The sequence below is a fragment of the Flavobacterium urumqiense genome, assembly GCF_900108015.1.
Taxonomy (GTDB): domain Bacteria; phylum Bacteroidota; class Bacteroidia; order Flavobacteriales; family Flavobacteriaceae; genus Flavobacterium; species Flavobacterium urumqiense.
Genome location: NZ_FNVP01000003.1, coordinates 117,671 through 134,723, shown reverse-complemented (window position 1 = coordinate 134,723; position 17,053 = coordinate 117,671). Strand labels below are relative to the sequence as shown.

Annotated in this window: 16 protein-coding genes; 6 read left to right on the top strand and 10 right to left on the bottom strand. The window is 32.0% G+C overall.

The features are described 5' to 3' along the window. Nucleotides 1–458 precede the first annotated feature (458 nt). From C4S35_RS05565 to C4S35_RS05555, 3 genes are all read left to right on the top strand, one after another. Nucleotides 459–1,046, top strand: a complete 588-nt coding sequence (locus tag C4S35_RS05565; protein WP_103999231.1) for a ferric reductase-like transmembrane domain-containing protein — start codon at nucleotides 459–461, stop codon at nucleotides 1,044–1,046. Beyond that, entirely contained in the window at nucleotides 1,046–2,239 is a 1,194-nt protein-coding gene (locus tag C4S35_RS05560; protein ID WP_103999230.1) for a hypothetical protein, read from the top strand. Before C4S35_RS05565 ends, C4S35_RS05560 begins: the two co-directional genes overlap by 1 nt. A gap of 146 nt (nucleotides 2,240–2,385) precedes the next feature. Continuing rightward, nucleotides 2,386–3,447, top strand: a complete 1,062-nt coding sequence (locus C4S35_RS05555) for a DUF3810 domain-containing protein (RefSeq protein ID WP_103999229.1) — start codon at nucleotides 2,386–2,388, stop codon at nucleotides 3,445–3,447. Between the two features lie 82 nt (nucleotides 3,448–3,529). Here C4S35_RS05555 and C4S35_RS05550 read toward each other — a convergent pair whose 3' ends face one another. Then, nucleotides 3,530–4,750 carry a 3-oxoacyl-[acyl-carrier-protein] synthase III C-terminal domain-containing protein gene (locus tag C4S35_RS05550; protein ID WP_103999228.1) on the bottom strand — a complete coding sequence of 407 codons (1,221 nt, stop codon included), beginning with the start codon at nucleotides 4,748–4,750 and terminating at the stop codon, nucleotides 3,530–3,532. Between the two features lie 238 nt (nucleotides 4,751–4,988). Next, nucleotides 4,989–6,293 (bottom strand): NAD(P)/FAD-dependent oxidoreductase, encoded by a 1,305-nt coding sequence (locus C4S35_RS05545; protein WP_103999227.1) that lies wholly within the window; start codon nucleotides 6,291–6,293, stop codon nucleotides 4,989–4,991. A 285-nt stretch (nucleotides 6,294–6,578) separates the two neighbouring features. On the opposite strand from C4S35_RS05545, the gene C4S35_RS05540 reads away from it, so the two are divergent. Together C4S35_RS05540 and C4S35_RS05535 are read left to right on the top strand one after the other, a co-directional pair. Beyond that, the gene (locus tag C4S35_RS05540) at nucleotides 6,579–7,082 is read left to right on the top strand and encodes an RNA polymerase sigma factor (protein WP_103999226.1); all 504 of its coding nucleotides are present in this window, start codon (nucleotides 6,579–6,581) and stop codon (nucleotides 7,080–7,082) included. Beyond that, on the top strand, nucleotides 7,079–7,690 hold the full coding sequence (locus C4S35_RS05535) for a hypothetical protein (protein WP_103999225.1): 612 nt from the start codon (nucleotides 7,079–7,081) through the stop codon (nucleotides 7,688–7,690). The genes C4S35_RS05540 and C4S35_RS05535 overlap by 4 nt, the downstream gene beginning before the upstream one ends. Before the next feature lie 29 nt (nucleotides 7,691–7,719). On the opposite strand, the gene C4S35_RS05530 is transcribed toward C4S35_RS05535, so the two are convergent. Further along, nucleotides 7,720–8,529, bottom strand: coding sequence for a lysophospholipid acyltransferase family protein (locus C4S35_RS05530; protein WP_103999224.1), 810 nt, complete (start codon nucleotides 8,527–8,529; stop codon nucleotides 7,720–7,722). Nucleotides 8,530–8,623: 94 nt separating this feature from the next. Continuing rightward, nucleotides 8,624–9,268, bottom strand: a complete 645-nt coding sequence (locus tag C4S35_RS05525) for an NUDIX hydrolase (RefSeq protein ID WP_103999223.1) — start codon at nucleotides 9,266–9,268, stop codon at nucleotides 8,624–8,626. Nucleotides 9,269–9,359: 91 nt separating this feature from the next. Here C4S35_RS05525 and C4S35_RS05520 point away from each other — a divergent pair, with 91 nt between their 5' ends. Continuing rightward, on the top strand, nucleotides 9,360–9,794 hold the full coding sequence (locus C4S35_RS05520) for a DUF4268 domain-containing protein (protein WP_103999222.1): 435 nt from the start codon (nucleotides 9,360–9,362) through the stop codon (nucleotides 9,792–9,794). 77 nt (nucleotides 9,795–9,871) lie between these two features. Here C4S35_RS05520 and C4S35_RS05515 read toward each other — a convergent pair whose 3' ends face one another. The 6 genes from C4S35_RS05515 to yidC all read right to left on the bottom strand — a co-directional run bounded on the left by C4S35_RS05515 (nucleotide 9,872) and on the right by yidC (nucleotide 17,038). Beyond that, nucleotides 9,872–10,282 (bottom strand): hypothetical protein, encoded by a 411-nt coding sequence (locus tag C4S35_RS05515; protein ID WP_103999221.1) that lies wholly within the window; start codon nucleotides 10,280–10,282, stop codon nucleotides 9,872–9,874. Between the two features lie 10 nt (nucleotides 10,283–10,292). Further along, nucleotides 10,293–11,237: an NAD(P)H-dependent flavin oxidoreductase gene (locus C4S35_RS05510; RefSeq protein ID WP_103999220.1), complete on the bottom strand. Its 945-nt coding sequence runs from the start codon at nucleotides 11,235–11,237 to the stop codon at nucleotides 10,293–10,295. A 14-nt stretch (nucleotides 11,238–11,251) separates the two neighbouring features. Continuing rightward, entirely contained in the window at nucleotides 11,252–12,862 is a 1,611-nt protein-coding gene (locus C4S35_RS05505; protein ID WP_103999219.1) for a S8 family serine peptidase, read from the bottom strand. Between the two features lie 129 nt (nucleotides 12,863–12,991). After that, a complete protein-coding gene (gene mnmA, locus C4S35_RS05500) occupies nucleotides 12,992–14,179 on the bottom strand; it encodes a tRNA 2-thiouridine(34) synthase MnmA (RefSeq protein ID WP_103999218.1) in 1,188 nt (395 codons plus the stop codon). A gap of 60 nt (nucleotides 14,180–14,239) precedes the next feature. Next, nucleotides 14,240–14,953 (bottom strand): toxin-antitoxin system YwqK family antitoxin, encoded by a 714-nt coding sequence (locus C4S35_RS05495; protein ID WP_146059519.1) that lies wholly within the window; start codon nucleotides 14,951–14,953, stop codon nucleotides 14,240–14,242. A gap of 180 nt (nucleotides 14,954–15,133) precedes the next feature. Then, nucleotides 15,134–17,038, bottom strand: coding sequence for a membrane protein insertase YidC (gene yidC, locus C4S35_RS05490; RefSeq protein WP_103999217.1), 1,905 nt, complete (start codon nucleotides 17,036–17,038; stop codon nucleotides 15,134–15,136). Between the last annotated feature and the right edge of the window lie 15 nt (nucleotides 17,039–17,053).

Below are 17,053 nucleotides of genomic sequence, written 5' to 3'. Positions count from 1 at the left end.
CTTTGAAAACAATTATAATAATTTATACTCAATAAAAAATAAAATTATACTTTTACGATATGGTTTTTAACTTTAAAATATTATTCTTCACGCTAATTTCTTGCTGTTATCTCAACACAGTATTTGAATTTTCAGACAATGAAGAAAAGCTAAATTTTGAAAAAGAAACGCATTCTTATATTTATCAAAATACTTTAAATCTAAATATATCCGAAACTAAAACTGAAAAAAAAGTAGCTGTTTTTAAATCTGATTTTCAACCTAAAATCGTCTTTTATCCTGTAATTATTTCCAAAGCAATTACAAACAATTTTGAAAATAAATTCAATCAACCACCGCAACGGCGTTATATTCTTTACGCCTCATTATTAATTTGACATAATTATTTAAGTATTATTTTGTTGCATAATGTTATGCAGCAAAACGCTCTATTTATATAATTTAAAAATCAAATAATAATGCTAAATATAACTTTTCTAGACCTATCCGCTTCAATGGGATTGGTAGCAACAGTAGTGCTAACTTTTAATTTCCTATTAGGAATGATGATTAGTACCACTTACAAAAAACATAAATATTGGAAATCATTACCGCAACAAATCAAACAAATTAATGTTTATAATTTGCATAATTGGACAGCTTACGTGGCATTACTTTTAGTCTTATTGCACCCATTATTTTTATTGTTTGACAAAACGACAAAGTTCAAATTAATCGATATTTTTTTTCCAATAAATGCCCCAACTCAAAAAGTGTTTGTAGCATTAGGAACACTTTCTATGTTTGCATTACTAATAGTTATTGTTACCACACAAAAAGTAATAAGAGAAAAGATGAGTTTTGGAACTTGGAAAAACATACACCTAATATCTTACGCCACAGCTACGCTTTTTGTAGTTCATGGAATAGTAATGGACCCTCTATTAAAAAACCGTCCAGTTGATATTTTTGATGCCGAAAAAGTAGTTTCAGAACTTTGTCTAATTGTTTTAATAATGGCAAGTTATATTCGATATAAATTTCATACGAAAATAAAAAATGTGTAATGAAATATTTATATCTATTTCTATTTTGTACAATTAATTCGATTGCACAAAATGACAGTATAAAACATTTTAGTTATAACCCTGATGCAGGTTTACAGTATAAAAAAAATGATTTTCAATGGACAACTTGGGCATTTGCCGAAAGATTATTTTCTCCAAACCTTACTCCTGCTTGGAGAAGAGCAAGGCAAGGAATGGAATTTCAATTGCCTAGTTATCCATTCAAAATAAATGGAAATAAATTCCGTACAACTGTATTCTATGAAGTTGATTTTACAGATAATAACTTTTTTCAAGATAGTAAAAGATTTAAAATTTGGGAAAATCTGTTTATAACTTTTCAAAATGCAAATGATCCCAATAAATTTCGAATATTATTTGGTGAAAACACGACTATTTTGTCAAAAGAAGATAATTTATCCTCCGGTAATCTGCCAACAATAAACCGAAGTTTAATTCTCGAACAGCACGGAAGCACAAATAGTTTTGGTACACAATGGGGCTTACAAATTCAATCACAAATATCAAAAAGAACATTCTTACAAGCATCAATGCAAGATAATAGAGGTTCGCTGAATCAAGACCATCCAAGTTTTCAATTTTGGAATGCAATAACATTTAAAATTACCCAATCTATTATTCAAACCACCGATAAAAGCAATCAAAAGTTAAATATTGGTTTTGCGATAGACAACACTCAAAACATAAAAGATAAAAGTTTTACTCTTATTTCTGGTATAAACAATGTTTTTTTAGGAAGCACTTTGGCAACAGGGAATAAATTAACTGTTGAAAATAATTTAGACTACACTAATACTATTGGAAAACATTTTTATACTATCGAATATGAAGCAATTTATTCCAATTATTCAGACCAAAAATTAAACGTTACGGGTGGTTACGGTCAAATACAATTTCAAGTATTTGATAAAAAAAAGGAAGGAGATTTAGTCCCTTTCATACGTTATGATTTAGTTGTTTTAAAAAATCCTACTGAAAAAACAACAGAACAGGCGATAAAAATGGGCATTAATTATAATTTACCGACAACAAACAAATTAATAAACTTTCACATAGAGTATGCACATCATTTACTTTATGGTTCTGCAACTATTTTAACAACATACCAAAATAAATTTGATGAATTAAGATTTTCAATTCGCTTAAATTCAACACGTTATATTCGATTTTAAAAAAAAAAATAACAACTTAAAAATTTAGAGTTTACAACTTTGAATTACTTTATTTAGCATTCTTACTAAATAAAGAAATTCAAAGTTTAAATTCTTTTCCTTGCTAGCTGATATTGTAATTATCTTTACATTCTAAAATCTAACTAGTGAAACCAAAATATTTTCTTTCCTTGTTTCTTCTTGCACAAATACTTTTTTTGCAAATCATTCCTTATTTCCCTGAATATGTAGAACAATTTTACAGTAACGGTATCTATTTAATTATTTCAATATTTTCGAGAGTTGTATTTGGAAAAATTCCTTTTTCATTGGGGGATTTCATTTACTTTATTACCATTTTATCTGTATTGGTTTGGCTTTGGAAAAAAAGGAAATCTTGGATGACAGAATGGAAAAACAACATCCTTGTTATAGTGGGCTTTATATCCGTATTCTATTTTTCCTTTCATTTACTTTGGGCGATGAACTATTACCGCGAACCGCTTTTTGAAAAAATGGATATTAAAAAAGAGTATTCAAATAATGATTTATTAGTTTTTACCAAAAAATTAATCGCTAAAACTAACGCTATTCAAGGTCAGATTACAAAAAATGACAGTTTGAAAGTAGTTTTTCCTTATTCTCAAGAACAGGTTTTCAATATGAATTTAAATGGTTACCAAAACCTGTCAACGAAATATCCTTATTTTAGATTTACCAATTTAAGTACAAAAAAATCGCTCTTCAGTCTGCCGTTAACTTTTATGGGATTTGGCGGCTATTTAAATCCGTTTACTAATGAGGCACAAGTAAATGATCTTGGACCAATGTATAGTTTCCCAATGACAACTAATCATGAAATGGCGCACCAAATGGGTTATGCTAGCGAAAGTGAATGCAACTTTATTGGCTTTTTAGCATCTGTAAAAAATGATAATTTGTACTTTAAATATTCAGGTTATAGCATGGCTTTGCGCTATTGTTTGGCCAATTGGCAAGTTCGCGATAAAAAAATATTCAAACAATTACTAAAAACTGTTCATCCGGGAATTTTGAAAAACTACAAAGAAAGTGACCATTTCTGGAAACAATATGAAACACCAATTGAAACGGGTTTTCATGCTTTTTATGACAGTTTCCTGAAATTAAATAAGCAAAAAGACGGCATGGACAGTTACAGTAAGTTTGTGAATTTGATGGTGAATTATTATAAAAAAAATGAGTTATAAGTTCTAAATGTTTCCATTTCCAAACTCATAACTCATCGTATTTAAACCGCTCGTCTCCTTAGAGAATTGACTTTTTATAAAATTATATTTTCTCAAGCAATAATCCAGTAGCTGTAAGACCCGGACCAAATGCCATTGCTACAATTTTAGTTCCTGATAAAATGTTGTCATCATTAATAATTTCATTAAAGATATGAGGAACAGTAGCTGAAGACATATTTCCTTGTTGACGTAATATTTCATAAGACCAACGTGCCTGATCTTTTGAAATTCCAACTGCTTCCACTACATAATCAATAATTTTTGGTCCTCCGGGATGGATTGCAAAATGCATTTTAGATTTCTCAGATTCAAGATCTATATCAACTTTACTACAAAGGGTCGTCAAAAAGGATTTTATGTTTTTACGAATAAAAACGGGAACCCTTTTAGAAAGCGTCATTAAAAAATTATACTCTCCTATTTCCCAAGACATATCATCTAATGAATCCGGAATAATAACCTCATGAGAAGCTAAAATTCTAAGCCCTTTTTTATCTTCAATTGAATCATCATTCATGAAAGTATCTTCTTCATATAAAGAATATCCAATAAAACCATCTGCGAAAAGAGAGCAAATCATCGTGTTTGCAACAGAGAATTCGGTTAAATTTAAATGTGCCGATAATAACTCTGTATGAACCACATCTACTCTTCCATGATTTCTACTACCACTTATCAAATGACTGGCAGTTCGTATAGCAGGAAAAGCCCCATAACATCCCATCTGGTAAGAATGAGTAACCTGCGTTGTTTCCCATTTTCTATTTATTACAGCTTCTTGTGCAACACTTGGAGAGGAATATCCCGAACAGGTGACATGAACCAAGTTTTCCGGAGCAGTATTTGTTTTTGAATAAAATTCATCAAAAACATATCCCATTTTTTCTTTAAACCACTGCATACGGATTCCAATTTTCGGCCCAAATATATCTCCTCTGCCGGATGTTAAACTAGCCGGAAATTGATATTCAGAAGGTAAAGTCTCCTCCATTTCATTTTCAATAAAATGTTCTACTTCTTCAAAAATTAAAATTTGTCTTTTATTAATATTTTCAGCAGGAACGGAATATTTATCAACCTGGTCTGAGATAATCTCAAAACTATTTGATTCTTCAATAATTTCTTCTTCGCCCGAACCAACTAGGCTTGGCTTGGTTTGAAAATGATTGTATAAAAACTTTGTGTATTGGTTAAGTTTTTGTTGATCGATTAATTTCCCTACCAAAATAGGCTTGAAATTAGAAATAATAATGCTTTTCATTAACGTTAAAAATTTGTGTGAATTCCACAAAATTAATGCATAACATTATTTATAAAAACAAGTTAAATAAAAATTAAATTCAAAATAACCTAAACAATTCATTTTCAGATACTTACAAATCACATAGTTTTGTTAAAATATTGTAAATCAACATATTGTAAGAATGATATCACACACCGTTAAACGCTGATTATCAACGATGTAAGAATGCAATTACAGCGATAATAAGTCCGATTTTTTACACTTCATCACTGGTAAACGTAGTAAAACTTTTCTTTTTGAACGGTCGGATAATCAATCGTCCCTCCCGGTCAAAACGAATGTAGTTGTATACCCAATTCAAGAAAACTACCGCTCTATTTTTGAATCCTATCAAGGAGAATAAATGCACAAACATCCACACGAACCAGGCAAAAACGCCACTAAAATGGTATTTGGGCAAATCAACTACGGCTTTATTTCTTCCTATCGTAGCCATTGAACCTTTGTCGTTGTATTTGAAGGCTTCCATAGGCTGTTTTCTAATTAATTTTATGATGTTTTCACCCAGTAATTTACCTTGCTGCATGGCAGGCTGAGCCATCATAGGATGTCCTTCGGGAAAGCTTTCCGTTACCATGGCAGATATGTCACCTACTGCAAAAATATTGTCATACCCTACTACTTGACAATATTGATTGACACGAATACGCTCTACTCTTGCTACCAAAGATTTGGCGTCTAATCCTGCGACTAAGGCTCCTTGAACGCCAGCAGTCCAAATTACGGTTGCGGTTTCAAATGTCAAATCAGAATTGGTGATTATAGTTCGTCCATCATAATTAGTTACCCGAACATTTTTCCATATTTTGACGCCCAAATTATCCAGAAATTTTTCAGCTGCGATGGAAGATTTTTCACTCATCGTATTTAAAATTCTATCCCCGCTTTGAATGAGATTGATCTCCATTTTATCAATATCCAAATCGGGATAATCTTTTTGCAGAATGGCTTTTTTCATTTCGGCCAAAGCACCGGCAAGCTCTACTCCTGTTGGCCCACCACCTACAAGCACAAAATTAATAAGGCTGTTGCGCTCTGCTACATCAGTGGTAAGAACCGCTTGTTCAAAATTTTCGAGAATAAGACTGCGAATGTTTAATGACTGCGGTATGGTTTTCATCCCCATACTGTTGCGTTCTATTTCTTTGTTGCCAAAATAATTCGTTTTAGATCCTGTGGCAATAATCAGATAATCATAACTTAATTCGCCAATTTCAGCAATGACTTTTTGGTTTTTAGTATCTATTTCTTCAACTGAAGTGAGTCGGAAGTAGAAGTCATTATATTCCTGAATGACTTTCCTAATTGGGTAAGCAATAGAACCTGCCTCTAAACCGCCAGTGGCGACTTGATACAGTAAAGGTTGAAAATTATGGTAGTTGTGTTTATCTAAAAGTACGACTTGCACGTTTTTATTTTTTAATTTTCTGGCCAATGCAATACCAGCAAAACCTCCACCTATAATGACTATTCTGGGATTTACTGACTTTGGAATATTCATGTTTAAAAAAATTCTGATTTGTTAAAACTCAAAGATACAATGTTTTTTAATGTTGAATTTCATCAAAAAGTATCGAAATTTTTGTTTTTTTTGAAAGGGTTTTAAGAAAAATATTCGTGTAAATTAGCCCTGATGGAAATGGAAATCCTTTATTTTTCTGATTTTTTCAGAAAATAAAGATTGAAATGTACAGCGGGACGATTAATAATTATGGATTGAAGTGTTTCTGCTCCTAAAAATTATTAATATTGTAACAAAACCTACCTTTAGGTTACTAATGTATGTATGAGTGACAATCTAGAACAGTCTTTTGTTAAGCAGTTGCAGGAAAATCAGAATATAATCCACAAGATTTGTAGGTTGTATACTAATGGTGATGATGCACACAAGGATTTGTTTCAGGAAATCACGATTCAGTTGTGGAAAGCGTTCCCTAAATTTAGAGGAGACAGCAAGTTTTCTACTTGGGCCTATCGTGTGGCGTTGAACACGGCAATCACTTTATATAGAAAAAGTAAGCGCTCAATAGCAACTATTGAGTTTGAAGGACGTCAGCATTTCTTGAATGATGTGGAGTATAATTATGAAGAAGAAGAACAGATTAAGCTAATGTACAAGGCGGTTTATCAATTGAATGATATCGAAAAGGCATTGATTTTTATGTATCTTGAAGATAAAGATTATCAGGAAATAGCCGTAACATTAGGGATTAGTGAAGTGAATGCCCGGGTGAAAATGAACAGAATAAAAGGGAAATTAAAAAAAATATTAAATCCATTAGGAATATGAAAGAGCTGGATTTATTGAAAAAAGATTGGCAAAAGAACACGGATTCTTTTGAACAGGTTTCGGAAAATGAGATTTACAAAATGATACATAAAAAATCATCTTCGATTGTGAAGTGGATTTTGATTGTAAGCATCTTAGAATTTATTGTATTAAATGGAATTGCATTTGCTCTGAATGATAAAACCTATGATGAGTTTTTGCGTTTGCATCCGTTTATCAACTTTTTAGAAAAATTTAATTATTTGGTAATTATCGTATTTATCTATTGTTTTTATAGAAACTACAAAACAATTTCAGTACTTCAATCTTCAAGAACACTCATAAAACACATTCTGAAAACCAGAAAAATTGTAACTTACTATATTTATTGGAATATTTTTATTGGAGGTTTTACGGGAGCTTTGAGCGGAATAGAAGGGTTTAATGAAGGATACAACTCTGGTAATTCCAAAAATGCAAAAGAGCTTATGGAAGTAAATTATATTACTTTGTTTTTTGTGGCATTATTAATAATGGGTTTAATCTGGCTGTTTTACAAATTATTATATGGTAGATTCTTGAGTAAACTTACAGAAAACTATACGGAACTAAAGAAAATCGATTTATAAAAAAAGAGGCTTTTAGGCCTCTTTATTTTTTAATATTCCCATTTTCGGAATTTATTTAGCTCTTCTTGTTCTCTTATAATTTCGCAAGGAATTACTTTCAGGAAAGACGCATGTTGCTCGATGGCATATTCTACTTTTTCAACTATTTCATCGATGGTATCATTATCATAATCAATATCTAAAGGTTCCTTGATAATGAACGACTGCAAAATTCCTTTCTTTTTCATGCGCAATCCTTTTTTGTCAAAAGAGCGTCGAAAACCATCAATAACTATGGGGACAACAATGGGTCTGTGCTGTTTGATAATATGAGCCGTGCCTTTTCGAACTGGTTTAAAAGATTTAGTGGTTCCTTGAGGGAAAGTTATTACCCAACCGTCTTTTAGCGCTATTCTAATATTTTCGGTATCATCCGGATTAATATTTTTCTTCTCTTGCACATCAACTCCTTTTGCTCGCCAAGTTCGTTCTACAGAAATTGCCCCTGCATAAGCCATAATTCTTGGTAACAAACCTGCCTGCATTGTTTCTTTGGCCGCAACGTAATAAATATTCATTTTGGGCTGCCACATGTAACAAACATTTTTGATGGTATCGTCACGTCCGCTCAAACTTGCATTAAAAACATGAAACATGGCAACGACGTCGGCAAAATAGGTTTGGTGATTGGATATAAAAAGAACATTCGCATCAGGTAAATTTCGTATTATCTCGGATCCTTCAATCTGTAATTCATTAAATCCCCTATAACGTCTGTGAGTAATAACTCCAAAAACACGAATTAAGAATTTCTTTATAAATAGTATATGACCAAAAGGATTTCTCTTAAACAATCCCATAAATTTGTATATTTTTCTATGAATTAGGTCTGCAATAATACGAAATTTATTTTTGTACTTCCGTATCAATTTCAATTCTACAAAAAAATCAAAATCAGGAATTTAAAACATCTTTTAAAACATCTTTCAACTCGCTCAACATCATGGCTGTAGCTCCCCAGACGATGTGCTCTTCAATTTTAAAAGCTGGAACAGTTATATCATTTGCGTAAGATGTATTCAGCTTTGCATCAGTAATAATTGTATCACTCAAAAAAACTGTTAGAGGCAATTCAATTATGTTTGCAACCTCCTTAGTATCGGGAATAAAAACAATTTCTTCCTTGCAAATAGCTAAAAAAGGATGAACCATAAAATCACTCGGTGGAATATACATGGGCGTAAAAGTCTTGATAATTTCCATACTATTGGGATGAATTCCAACTTCTTCATGGGTTTCCCGCAGCGCAGTATTTTCAAAAATTTCATCATGTGCTTCATATTTACCACCTGGAAATGCAATTTGAGCAGAATGCACGCCCTTATAAGAATTTCGGACAATAAGCACCAAATGCGTTATTCCATTTTTGGGATAAAACAACATCATAACGGCAGCAATTTTTGGTTTTTTTATTCCAATTTCAAAATTTTTTAAACTTTCAATTCTCTCCAATGGTGCCATTTTGATATGCGAGATTTCAGCAGGAAGCTCCGCTGTCATTAATTTAGGAACATATTCTAAAAATTCTTGAAAATCCATAATCAAAGTCTATTTTTGCACCATAAAAGATAATATAAATATAGTTTAGAAAATAACGCAATGCTAATTTTCTATATTAAAAGCCATTAAAATGTATAGTAAAGAAGAAACTCAAAAATTAAAGCGAGAATTCTGGGTGACATTCGCAGATAAATATCCCCGAAAATGGATGCTTTATGATACAAAAATTAAAGATTTTTCTTTTAAATTTTATGTTGACAATAAAAAGGCACTTGTCTTAATTGATATTGAGCATCGAAGCGACGAAAAACGAATTGCTTATTTTGAGAAAATAGAAGCACTGAAAAATATACTTGAAGAAGAATTTATCAAAGATTTAGTTTTTGAAAAAGAATTTATTCTTGAGAACGGCAAAACGATTAGTCGAATTTGGATTGAAAAATTAGAAGTAAGCGTTAGTAATCGAAAATATTGGGATGAAATCTTTGACTTTTACAATGAGAAAATGAATTCTTTAGAGCTTTTTTACAAAGAATACGATGAGTTTATTAAGGATATTGACTAACTATTGCTATCAAAAACTAATTTTTTTTAGCGCTGTAATTTAATAAAAAAAGTCACTAGTAGCGACTTCTTTTATTATTACATGTTGAAAATATTATAAACTATAATCCTGTTCTCATAATTGACATAAAGTTGCTTCCTATTATCCTGCTTCTTTCTTGTAATAATTGAAACTGTGCAATCCTCTCCATTATTATCTTTACAAGTAAACGAATAAACTATATCGGTATCATTTTCTTCTGTTGCCTGATAATCGATAATTTCAAACAATTGGATGATTTGAGAATATATTACAATTCTATCTTTATTAGTGTCTAATGATATTAAAATATTGACCAAATCCAAATCAGACCATTTTCCCCACTTGCCTTTTTCATTTTTTTCTAAAACACTAAAGCCTGATGTTTTAAATTTATAATTTTGACTATAAGACTGTTGCAATCCTAACCCCAAAAAAAACAGTATAATATATAATTTTGTTTTAGTCATTGTGTATTAATTAAAAGTCGAATTTAGTTACCTCTTTTCTAGCATCTTCAAAATCATTCATTATTTCCAAAAGTATTTCTGCCGCTGGTTTTATTTCGTGAATTAATCCCGCAACTTGACCTATTTCTAATTCTCCTTCGATTAAATCCCCTTCAAACATACCTCTTTTTGCCCTCGCTCTTCCCAAAAACTGAGACAACTCTTCCTTTGTTGGACATTTCGCATACAATTCCTGAAGATCCTGATAAAATTTATTTTTAATCAATCGAACTGGAGCCAATTCTTTTAAAGTCAATTGCGTATCACCTTCTTTAACATTTATAATCGTCTTCTTAAAATTTTCATGTGCTGAAGATTCTTCCGAAGCCACAAATCTACTGCCAACCTGAACGCCGTCAGCACCTAAAACCATTGCTGCTAACATTCCGCGACCCGTTGCAATACCTCCGGCAGCAATCAAAGGAATTTTGATATATTCTTTTACCATTGGAATCAATGTAAAAGTTGTCGTTTCATCTCTTCCGTTGTGTCCTCCAGCTTCAAATCCTTCAGCAACTACGGCATCAACACCTGCTGCTTCTGCTTTTAATGCAAAAACAGAACTACTAACAACATGTACAACTGTTATGCCATTTTCTTTCAAAAAAGAAGTCCATGTTTTTGGGTTTCCAGCCGATGTAAAAACAATCTTCACACCTTCATCGACTATAATTTTCATTATTTCTTCGACATTGGGGTATAACATTGGGACATTAACACCAAAAGGTTTTTGAGTCGCTTTTTTGCATTTCTGAATATGTTCGCGTAAAACTTCTGGATACATAGAACCTGCACCTATTATACCCAAACCACCGGCATTACTTACTGCGCTCGCTAATTTATAACCACTATTCCAAATCATTCCCGCTTGGATAATAGGATATCTAATTTTGAAGAGCTCTGTAATTCTATTCATTATTTTACTTTAATTTATTGCTTTATTATTTTTCCCTTTTTAGAAAAAACACCCGATTCTAATTTATAAACATAGATTCCTTTGTCAAGTGATTTCAAAGAAATATTCGATGTCTGGCTAGTAAGAAGATCATCTGATATTATTTGACCCAAAACATTATAAATTAAAAATGATCCTTTATCATGGCCCTCTGGAAGAGAAACCGACATGTAATCGCTAACTGGATTTGGGTAAAGTATGAAGTCATTTTTTGAGAAAGCGTCTACCGAAAGTGTCAATGCCAAACTAAAATTTGGAATACCAAAACCATATTGATTGTTAGGCGTTGTGTATCGATCGCTAGATTTTATAATTAAATCTCTAATCTCCTTATTTGTTTTTAGAGGAAAAGCCTGCCATAAACAAGCGATCATTCCTGCCATAATTGGACTGGAAAATGAAGTCCCGTTTGCTGTCACAATATTACCTAATGCATCAGACAAAACATCCGATTGTCCTTGTGCCATAACATCCGGTTTTATTCGATTGTCACTTGAAGGTCCTATTGAACTAAATGAAGCCAATGATTTTGCAGAATTTACAGCTCCAACAGCAATTACAGAAACCGCATCAGCAGGTACTGCAATATATGGATTTGCTGAATTCCCAGAATTGCCCGCTGACGTTACAATAATCATCCCTCTGCTAAACGCAATTTCAGCTCCTCGGGACATGTAAGCAGTTACACCATTCATTTCACTATACTTGTGACTATAAGCCGCATTATCGTAATCAAAATAACCTAAAGAGGTATTTATAATATCAACTCCCAAACTATCTGCTTTTTCTGCAGCCTCTACCCAAAGTGATTCTTCAACCGGATTTTCAGAAGTATCATCTTCTGTAACAAATAAATAATAAGCAGCGTCTGGTGCTGTTCCTACTAATGAACCTTCTTTATAACCACCCATGGTTGAAAGAACGGATGTTCCGTGTGAAACTCCGGTGTAAAAATCGGGGTTTCTCAATACAAAATTATATCCTCCTAAAATTTTTTTGTTATCTCTTAATCTTTGAAAAGGTTGTACGGTATTTACTCCCGGAAAACCGGCATCTAAAACTGCTATTATTTTACCTGAACCCGTATAATTCTGCTGGTGCAATTGTTGTCCATTCAACATCTGAATTTGATTAGCCGAGGTTCCATAGGCATAATCAATTTTAGTTTTGTTACTCTTATCGGAGGTCCTAATCTTTTTTACCTTTGCAATTTTTCCAGCTATATTCAGCGATTTGTCTGCAAAATCTATTTTATCGACAAATGAAAATGTTTTTAATGAATTTATTACTGCTTGTGTACCACGCACATGAATACTGTTCAGCCATTTTGATTTAGCCATAACAGAAATTCCCGAAACAGTTTTAACTTGATTAACGTAGGATTTCTCTAAAGGGATATCTTTAGAATCTATAACTATCTTTTGAGTAGTTCTTCGATCCAAAGCTCTTTGTGAAAGCATTTCCGATGGGGTATCAATATAAAACTGAGCATTAGGCTTTGCATTAAAGTAAACCCAAGCATCTTGTACTTGAGAAAAAACAGTTGCACTTGTAAATAATAAAAGAAATATACAGAGTTTTTTCATATTTAGTTTGTTATTGTGCCAAAAAAAAACTTTGTTTCTTTTAAACGCACTCTATTATTTTGGAATCGATGTTATGATTTTAATTTAAGAAAGCTATGATTTATTGCTTTTTACAACTAAAGTACTAAACTAAGAAATAACTCCGGAACCAACTAATTCATCGCCTAAATACCAAGCTACAAACTGTCCTTCAGTTATCGCAGATTGTGGTTCTTCAAACGAAACATACATTCCGTTTTCAAACTGATGCAAAGTGGCTTTTTGCAAAGGTTGTCTGTAACGAATTCTTGCCATTACATCCATTGTTTCTCCATTGGCTAAAGCCAAATCCTTTCGAATCCAATGTACTTCCGATTTTTCAACAAACAATGCTTTTTTAAACAATCCTGGATGCTGATTGCTCAATCCAGTATAAATAGTATTGGTGGCAACATTTGTGGAAATTATAAATAAAGGATCTGTTGTCCCTCCTACATTCAATCCTTTTCGCTGACCTGTTGTAAAATAATGAGCACCTTGGTGCTTTCCTACAACTTTTCCCATTTCTGGAATATAATCTATCTTTTTTGCCTCAAGCACTAATTCATCTTCAATAGTCAATCCTTGTGGAATATCTAAATTGTAAACAGGACTATTTTTATCGATTTGAATAATTAATCCTTCTTTGGGTTGCAATTTCTGTTGTAAAAATTCTGGTAAACGTACTTTCCCGATAAAACATAATCCTTGAGAATCTTTCTTTTCGGCAGTAACTAAATCCATTTGAGCCGCAATTTTACGGACTTCTGGTTTCGTTAACTCACCAATTGGAAACAACGATTTTGCCAATTGCTCTTGTGATAACTGACAAAGGAAATAAGATTGATCTTTGTTATTATCTGCTCCGGCTAACAATTGATAAACGGGTTCTCCGTGAACTTCAATTTCACTTTTCTTGCAATAATGACCTGTTGCCACATAATCAGCACCAAGACTCATTGCAATTTTCATAAAAACTTCAAATTTTATTTCGCGATTACAAAGTACATCCGGATTTGGAGTTCGCCCTTTTTCATATTCGCTGAACATATAATCAACGATTTTCTCTTGGTATTGTTCACTTAAATCTACCGTTTGAAAAGGAATTCCTAATTTTTCCGCTACTAAAAGTGCATCATTACTATCTTCCAGCCATGGACATTCATTAGAAATAGTCACTGAGTCATCGTGCCAATTTTTCATAAAAAGACCTATAACCTCAAATCCTTGTTGTTGCAACAAATAAGCAGCAACACTTGAATCTACTCCTCCGGAAAGTCCTACAACAACACGCTTCATCTTCAAAAAATTATAATTTTATAAGGGTGCAAAGTTACAAAAGATTTATTAAGTTTAAAGTTAATTGTTTTTGGATTTTGTTGCATTTTCGGGGTTGCTCATATTGATTGTTTTGACTGGTTTTCCTTTTTCGAAAAACTGCCAAGCACCTGATTTTTTTCCATTTACAAATTTACCTTTTGAAACAATATTCCCATCTGTATCTTTGAAAACTGCCAATCCATTGTACTCGTTATTCTTATAAATAGATTCTTCAAGGACAATTCCATTTTCAGTATATTTTTTATAAACCCCTTCTTTCAAATTGTTTTTATAATTGATTTGTTCTGCAATCTTAGCATTAGGATAATAAACACTTCTCAGACCTTCCAGCTTTCCTAGTTTATAGTTCTCGGTTGCCATAATTTTCTTAGAAGCCTGATGGTAATATTTCCAAGGACCATCGAATAGTTTATTTATCACTTTGCCCTCGCTTACTTTATTTTTATCCTGATCATAGAATATAGTAGAAGCAGAATTATCTTTGGCATTGAATTCTCTCGTGGCAATTATGGATTTTGCTTTGGTATCATCATAAAAATTAAAAACTCCAACCTCTTTACCATGCACAAAAGTCCCTTCATATTTTGGTCTTTTTGATTCTTCATAAAACCCTTTCCACAATCCGTGTTTTTTTCCTTTTTCATCTAATTTATTGAAATCTGTTTGTGCCTGAAGACAAAACATATTTAAAAAAAACAAAACAAATATTCCTTTTTTACAAAATGTTTTCATGTGTTGACATTTATTGTTTTTATCGATCATATTATGTAATTCGCATATCATCATTAGTGTTTGCAACTTAATTACGATGATGATCATTTCATAATTACCTTTTTATCTTAACGAATTTGGATGGCTTAAATTACATTTAAATAAAAAAATCTCGAAACATATCGAGATTTTTTTATATTTTTATTTCTTTTTGTCTTTTGCTTTTTGAGCTTCAGCTTGCTCCATAACTTGTTGAAGTTTTTGTTGGAACTTACCTTGTTTTTTGGGCTCTTTCAATTTATTTTGTTGAATTTGCGCATGTATTCTGTCACTATCAACAATGTAGTTTTTAATCACAAACATGATTCCTATTGTAATCAAATTGGAAATAAAGTTATACAAACTTAATCCGGCACCGTAACTATTGAAGAAAATCAACATCATAATTGGCGAAATATAAATCATATACTTCATCATTTTTGCCATATCCGGCATTCCTTCCTGTTGTGGAGCAGCCATTTGTTGATCTCCAGAAGTCATTTTCATGTAAAAGAAAATGGCTATTGCTGCAAGAATTGGAAACAAACTAATATGGCTCCCATACATAGGAATAGTAAAAGGTAATTTTGCAACTTGATCAAAAGAAGATAAATCGTCTGCCCAAAGGAAGCTTTTTTGTCTTAACTCGAAAGCAGATGGGAAAAACTGAAACGAAGCATACATAAAAGGAAGCTGAATCAAAGCCGGAATACATCCTGCCATTGGGTTCACCCCAGCTTTATTGTACAATTTCATTGTTTCCTGTTGCTTTTTCATTGGGTCTTTTTTGAATTTGTCTCCCAACTCCGTAATTTCAGGTCGCAAAACTTTCATTTTGGCCTGAGACAAAAATGATTTATAAGTAATAGGCGACATCGCAATTTTGATGATAATTGTAAAAATAATTATCGCAATACCATAAGCAATGTAAGAACTTAAAAATCCGAATAATGGAATAAACACAAATTTGTTAATCCATCCGAAAATACCCCAACCCAAAGGAATAATTTTCTCTAAATTTTTATCGTATGCCTTTAATGTTTTATAATCTGATGGTCCAAAATACCAACTCATTTTATAATCTATCTCACCATTTGTAAATGCTAAAGGCACTTTTGCATTAAATTGTTTAATAAATGTAGTATCTACTTTCTCATCAACAACTAATTTGTGCGATTTCATCGTAGATTTTGCAAACGGTTTATCAGTCAATAGTATAGTACTGAAAAAATGCTGTTTGAAAGCAATAAATTTTACATTTTCAGGTGTTTCTTCTTTATCTTTTCCATCTCCTACATAGTTGAATTTCTCGTCACCATATTCATAATTTAATAAAGTGTAACGATCTTCGTAAGCAATACTTTTTTCCGTTCTGAAAGTTTTCAAATTCCATTCTAAATCCAAAGGTTTAGCAGTATTCAAAACTTTATTCAATCCTTGTGAACGAATATCAAAACCAACCATATAATCGTTTGGTTTCAAAATGTATTTGTATTCCAGAAATTCATTTGCACCCGCCTTCAACTTCATAGAAAGTATTTGATCCGCTCCTACTTTTGTAAGTGTCGGTTCAAAATACAAATCTTTGGTATTTAAAGTACGGTTATCACTTGTCAACAATTGAACATTTAAATCTGCATTGTTTTCTTTAATTAATTCTACTAATTGATGGGAGCCCTTTTTAAATTTTTCGAAATTTTTCAAAGTTGCTTCAACAATATAACCTCCTTTATTTGCAATTTTTAATTTTACAAATTCATTTTCGATAGTAGTGTAAGTAGCTTTAGCAGAAGGAAGTGTAGCGGAATAAGCAAAATTTCCTAATGATTTTTGCAATTGAGCCAGTTGAGTAGAATCCCCGGTAGCTGCAACGGCAACAGTCGCTGTTGCTACAGTTTTATCAGATAATTCTTTGGCTTTAGCCTCTTTGATTACTAATTCTTTTTGCGCTTTTTCTGCAGCAATAGCTTTTTCATCTGGTTTGTTTTGGTACATTATCCAAAGCAAAATTCCAAAAATCAATACAAAACCAATAATTGAATTGAGGTCTAATTTTTTTTCTTTCATTATTATATTTAAAAA